The sequence below is a fragment of the Cupriavidus sp. 01L46 genome (assembly GCF_056399905.1).
In genome coordinates this window covers 1-4,962 of sequence record NZ_JBFTSF010000393.1, presented here as the reverse complement: position 1 = coordinate 4,962, position 4,962 = coordinate 1, and the positions used below count along the sequence as shown (strand labels likewise).

Annotated in this window: 6 protein-coding genes and 1 pseudogene; 6 read left to right on the top strand and 1 reads right to left on the bottom strand. The window is 64.4% G+C overall.

Going from position 1 to position 4,962, the window contains the following annotated elements; genetic code table 11:
- Positions 1–226: pseudogene (locus AC1DS3_RS35125) on the top strand (OsmC domain/YcaO domain-containing protein); the annotation flags it as partial.
- Between the two features lie 99 nt (positions 227–325).
- Positions 326–1,006 (top strand): SMI1/KNR4 family protein, encoded by a 681-nt coding sequence (locus tag AC1DS3_RS35120; protein WP_477128999.1) that lies wholly within the window; start codon positions 326–328, stop codon positions 1,004–1,006.
- Positions 1,007–1,127: 121 nt separating this feature from the next.
- Here AC1DS3_RS35120 and AC1DS3_RS35115 read toward each other — a convergent pair whose 3' ends face one another.
- The gene (locus tag AC1DS3_RS35115) at positions 1,128–2,072 is read right to left on the bottom strand and encodes a LysR family transcriptional regulator (RefSeq protein WP_441630410.1); all 945 of its coding nucleotides are present in this window, start codon (positions 2,070–2,072) and stop codon (positions 1,128–1,130) included.
- 151 nt (positions 2,073–2,223) lie between these two features.
- Here AC1DS3_RS35115 and AC1DS3_RS35110 point away from each other — a divergent pair, with 151 nt between their 5' ends.
- From AC1DS3_RS35110 to AC1DS3_RS35095, 4 genes are all read left to right on the top strand, one after another.
- The gene (locus tag AC1DS3_RS35110; RefSeq protein ID WP_477128998.1) at positions 2,224–2,967 is read left to right on the top strand and encodes an SDR family NAD(P)-dependent oxidoreductase; all 744 of its coding nucleotides are present in this window, start codon (positions 2,224–2,226) and stop codon (positions 2,965–2,967) included.
- A gap of 89 nt (positions 2,968–3,056) precedes the next feature.
- Positions 3,057–3,260 (top strand): tautomerase family protein, encoded by a 204-nt coding sequence (locus tag AC1DS3_RS35105; protein WP_441630414.1) that lies wholly within the window; start codon positions 3,057–3,059, stop codon positions 3,258–3,260.
- A 222-nt stretch (positions 3,261–3,482) separates the two neighbouring features.
- A complete protein-coding gene (locus AC1DS3_RS35100; RefSeq protein ID WP_477128997.1) occupies positions 3,483–4,226 on the top strand; it encodes a response regulator in 744 nt (247 codons plus the stop codon).
- A partial coding sequence (locus AC1DS3_RS35095) for a HAMP domain-containing protein (RefSeq protein WP_477128996.1) occupies positions 4,223–4,962 on the top strand: 740 nt, incomplete at its 3' end. The genes AC1DS3_RS35100 and AC1DS3_RS35095, both read left to right, overlap by 4 nt.

Sequence of the window (4,962 nt, the reverse complement as noted above, 5' to 3'; positions counted from 1 at the left end):
GCTCGATGACGACCTGGAACTAGACGACTACGCGGTCAACTTCCGTCGGATGTTTGGCAACGCTCGGATGGATGCGGTAATGGGGTCAGTGGACGGCAGCGTGCGCTTCTTCGGGTTAGCGCCAACGAGCATGAAACTGGAGGGTCTCGATAGGCACCACCGCCTGATCGACAGTTACAAGAAATTGCATAAGGCGCGGGCCAATGTGGCGGCTACTGCCAGTTAGGTTGACGAGCCATGGCTGGATGCGCTGACGCCGTTCATCCCCCAGCACAGATCTGGCCAGATCGGCATTAACCGGCAGCATCTCACGGAGAGAACACGGATGGACGCTTTTTCGGCGCTGGCGGACGCCAGCGGCATCACCTTGCCAGCTATGCTGAGGCAACTGATCGACGCAGGCCGCACCGGCTACGGCGCCGACATCGAGGCCTGGCGCACCGACCGGGAGGCTCGCACGCTGGCCGCGCAGCCGGTGCTTTCCTGCGCCTATGATCTGGAGTGGATCGACGCGAAGCAGGCTGGCGAGTTCATCGCCAAATGGCTCAATCCGGCCTTCCAGCACGGCCGGCGCTTCCTGCCGTTCGCGCAGACCGGGGCCGGCGACGCCTACTGCTTGACGCCGCTAGCCAACGGCGACATCGGCGTGGCGCTGGTCTGRCACGACCGCGGCAAAAGCCGGATCGAAGCCGCTTCATTCGCGGCCTTCGTCTATGAGATCCTGGTGCGCAGCGCGGCGGACTTCTCGCATCTGCTCGACGACGATTTCAGCCCCGCCGAGGCGGTACAGTGCGTGGCGGCGAACATCGAGGCCTTGGGGGTGTATCTGCCCGAGGCGATGAGGGCCGGACTGGAGCGCGTGCTCGCCGATGCCTTGCCGGAACCCGATGACGAGGCGGCGAAGATGATCAACGACGAGACCGCGCAGGCAGCGCTGGCATTGCTGCCGGAGGTGGAAGACGCCGCGTTTGCGGTGGTGGCGCGGTGGGAGTGTCGGAAGCAGTGAGGTGGTCGCACTGCCGCCCTCCGGCGCATTGGCCCTGCAGGCATTTCCCAGTGCGCCGTTGACAATCCAAGGCTTTGCCATCTTCAAGTACTAGTACGAGTTTATGCGGGCAATACGATTATCAGCGTCGTCGTGCCCCATCTTGAGCAGAAGCTGGCGGACGCACCTGTTCCATCATGAACTCGACGAACGCACGCACGCGCGATGGCAGCAAACGGCCGTGCGGATACATCAGGCTGACGGGGCGCATGCGCCCGGCAAAAGCTTGCAGGACCTCGACCAGCTCGCCTTGCGCGAGGTCCCGCTCGACGACGAATTGGTAGGTCTGGAACAGTCCCGCGCCCGCTCTGGCCAGCGTCACGCCGGCCAGCACGTCTTCCGCGCACATGTAGCTTCCCGTCGAGAAGATCTCCTTCTCGCGCCCCCCTTCCTTGAACAGCCACGAGATCTGCCGCCCGCTGCTCGGTAGATCGAACTGGATGCACTCGTGCTGGTCCAGGTCCGACAGCGTTCTGGGTACCCCTGCGCGCTTCAGGTAGGCGGGGCTCGCGACCACCACCAGTGCCGCGTCTTCAAGGTGCCGGGAGACCATCATCGAGTCCGGCTGCGCGCGGAAGCGGATCGCCACGTCGAAGTTTTCCTCATGGAAATCGACGTTGCGGTTGCTGATGTGGGCTTCCACCTTGATCAGCGGGTACTTGGCGCGAAACGCGGGCAGGAGCGGCAACAGGCGATGGTGCCCGTAGGTGGTCGGCGCGCTGATGCGGATCGTGCCCGAGGGCTGCACCTGCTCGCCGGTGACCTTGCGCTCGGCTTCGACCAGCTGATTGAGCGCGGCGCGGCATTGTTCGAAGTAATCCTTGCCACCTTCAGTCAACCGGATGCTGCGCGTGGAGCGCACGAACAGGCGCACGCCGAGGCGCTTTTCCAGGCGCGAGATCGAGCGGCTGACGGCGGCAGGCGTGACGCCTGCGGTATTGGCGGCCGCCGTGAAGCTGCCGGCCTCGGCGGCCAGGCAAAAGAGCTCGATGCTGCCGAGCAGGATGTCGTCGAATTGCCGGTGCATATTCTTTACGCCATGTAATAGGACAAGTGTAGCAAACCCCGTTTATTGCGCTCGACAGCAGCAATATAGTTCCTCCACACCGGTGACGGCTTTGGAGTCCGGCACCGGACCCTGAATCTGAATTTGAATCTGGATCCATCGGAGGACCATCATGCGCAACACCGATAACACCGACAACACCGTCGTCATCACCGGCGCCACCAGCGGCATCGGCCTGGGCTTGGCCGAAGCTTTCCTCAAGGCGGGCTACAACGTCGTCGGCACCGGCCGTTCCACCGAGCGCCTGCAAGCCACCGCCGGGCGGCTGAATGCCGGTGAGCGCTTCCTGGGCGTGGCGGGCGACGTCGGTAAGCCCGAATCGGCGCGCCAGGTCTTCGCGCAGGCCATTGCCAAGTACGGCAAGGTCGACGTGCTGGTGAACAACGCGGGCATCTTCACGGCCAAGCCGTTCGTGCAGTTCACGCCGGACGAAGTGGAGGAGCAGATCTCCACCAACCTGAAGGGCGTGCTGTATCCGTCGCAGGAAGCGGCCAAGCACATGAGCGAACGCAAGCGCGGCAAGATCATCAACATCACCGCTTCGCTGGCGCTTCAGCCGCACGGCGGTGTGCCTGCGCTGCTGGCCGTGGCCCTGAAGGGCGGCATCAACCAGGCCACGCGCGCGCTTGCGCTGGAACTGGCGCCCCACGGCGTGACGGTCAACGCGGTCGCCCCGGGCGTCGTGGACACCCCGATGCATGCCGCTGAAACCCATGYGGCACTCGGCAGCCTGCACCCGCTGGGCCGCATCGCCAGCATCGCCGAGATCAGCGACGCCGTGCTTTACCTGGCCAAGGCCGACTTTGTCTCCGGCACCGTGCTGCCGGTGGACGGCGGCTTCAGCGCAGGCCGTTGAATCCGGCCGCCGCGGCCGGACATGTGTCCTGCCGCGGCCCGGAATCCATCGCTCTCATCTCGAAACGTCAATCCATGCAGGAGGCCGCCATGCCTTTCGTCAGCATTCGCATTACCCGCGAGGGAACCACCGCCGAGCAGAAAGCCCAGGTCATCAAGGAAGTCACCGAGACCCTGGAGCGCGTGCTGCACAAACCGCCCGAATGGACGCATATCGCAATCGAAGAGGTGGATACCGACAACTGGGGTTTCGGGGGGCGGACGACCACCGAGATTCGCAAGCAGCCCAGGTAAGCAACTGGCTGCGGGGGGATGGCCGGGTCTGTTGGCGCGCTGGGCTGCCCTCCATCAGGCACCACGGACGTCGCCTGGATGTGTCGCGAACAAGCGAGTATGTACCTCTGTGTGGCAGTGCGAAGGCCGGATACATTGCGATACACGCGGTGCCGAAGGCCGCCATACAATGGCGGCGAAGCTGACTGGCTGAACCCTTCCAATCCTGCCGAGGTGAACCCGATGGAAGCGCACGTCGACCATATCCTGATCGTCGATGACGACCGGGAAATCCGTGAACTCGTTTCGACCTATCTMACCAAGAACGGCCTGCGCGTGACGGTGGCGCCGGATGGCCGCCACATGCGGTCGTTCCTGGAGGCCAATACCGTCGACCTGATCGTGCTCGATCTGATGTTGCCCGGCGATGACGGCCTGGTGCTGTGCCGCGAATTGCGGTCCGGAAAGCAAAAGGCCACGCCCGTGCTGATGCTGACCGCGCGCGACGATGAAACGGATCGCATCATCGRCCTCGAAATGGGCGCGGATGATTACCTTGCCAAGCCCTTTGCCGCGCGCGAGCTGCTGGCGCGCATCAAGGCCGTGCTCCGCCGCACCAGGATGCTGCCGCCCAATCTGCAGATCACCGAAGCAGGGCAGATGCTCGCGTTTGGTCACTGGCGATTGGATACCACCGCGCGCCACCTGATCGACAGCGATGGCACCATCGTCACGCTGAGCGGCGCGGAGTACCGGCTGCTGCGCGTGTTCGTCGACCATCCGCAGCGCGTGCTCAACCGCGACCAGCTCCTCAACCTCACGCAGGGCCGCGAGGCGGACATGTTCGAGCGCTCCATCGACCTGCTGGTCAGCCGCCTGCGCCAGCGCCTGAGAGACGACGCACGCGAACCCAGCTACATCAAGACCGTGCGCAGCGAGGGCTATGTTCTTGCGACGCCGGTGGAGATCAAGGAGGCCCGCCAATGAGCACAACGAGCACGATGAGCACATTGAGCACACTGAGCACGCGCCTCCGGCCCTGGCCGCGCTCGCTGGGTTCGCGCTTGTTCCTGATCTTGCTTGCCGGGCTGGTGATCGCGCATGGCTTGTCGTTTGGCGTGCTGTTTTCCGAGCGCTACATGACAGCGCGCGAAGTCATGCTCGGCACGCTGGAAACCGACGTCGCCACCTCGATTGCCATCCTCGACCGCGTTCCCGCCGCCGAGCGAGCGCAATGGCTGCCGCGCGTGAATCGCGGCAACTATCAATACATATTGGGGCCGGGCTCGCCGGGCGTGCCCGAGATGACGCCACGCGGCAAGGATATTGCCGCGCGGATCACCCAAGCCAGCGAAGGCCGCTTTCCGGTCACGGTGGAGTCGATCCCGGGCGACGGCAAGCAGTTGCAGGCGCACCTGACGCTGAGCGACGGCAGCCCCCTGACCATCGACGTGCATCCGCGCATGATCCCGATCGCGCAGTGGCTGCCTTATGTGCTGGTGATCCAACTGTTGTTGCTGGTCGTATGCTGCTGGTTCGCCGTACGCGTGTCGATCCGGCCGCTGGTGGCGCTGGCCAATGCCGCTGATACGCTCAATCCCAACAGGAAGACGCCGCCGCTGGCCGAAACAGGCCCCACCGAGCTGACGCGCGCCGCGCGGGCGTTCAATGCCATGCGCGAGCGCATCGCCCAGTTCATCGAGGAGCGCGTGCAGATCCTGGC

Coding starts and splice junctions, on each gene's coding strand:
- AC1DS3_RS35115 (WP_441630410.1), bottom strand. CDS start 2,072: ATGCACCGGCAATTCGACGACATCCTGCTCGGCAGCATCGAGCTCTTT.
- AC1DS3_RS35105 (WP_441630414.1), top strand. CDS start 3,057: ATGCCTTTCGTCAGCATTCGCATTACCCGCGAGGGAACCACCGCCGAG.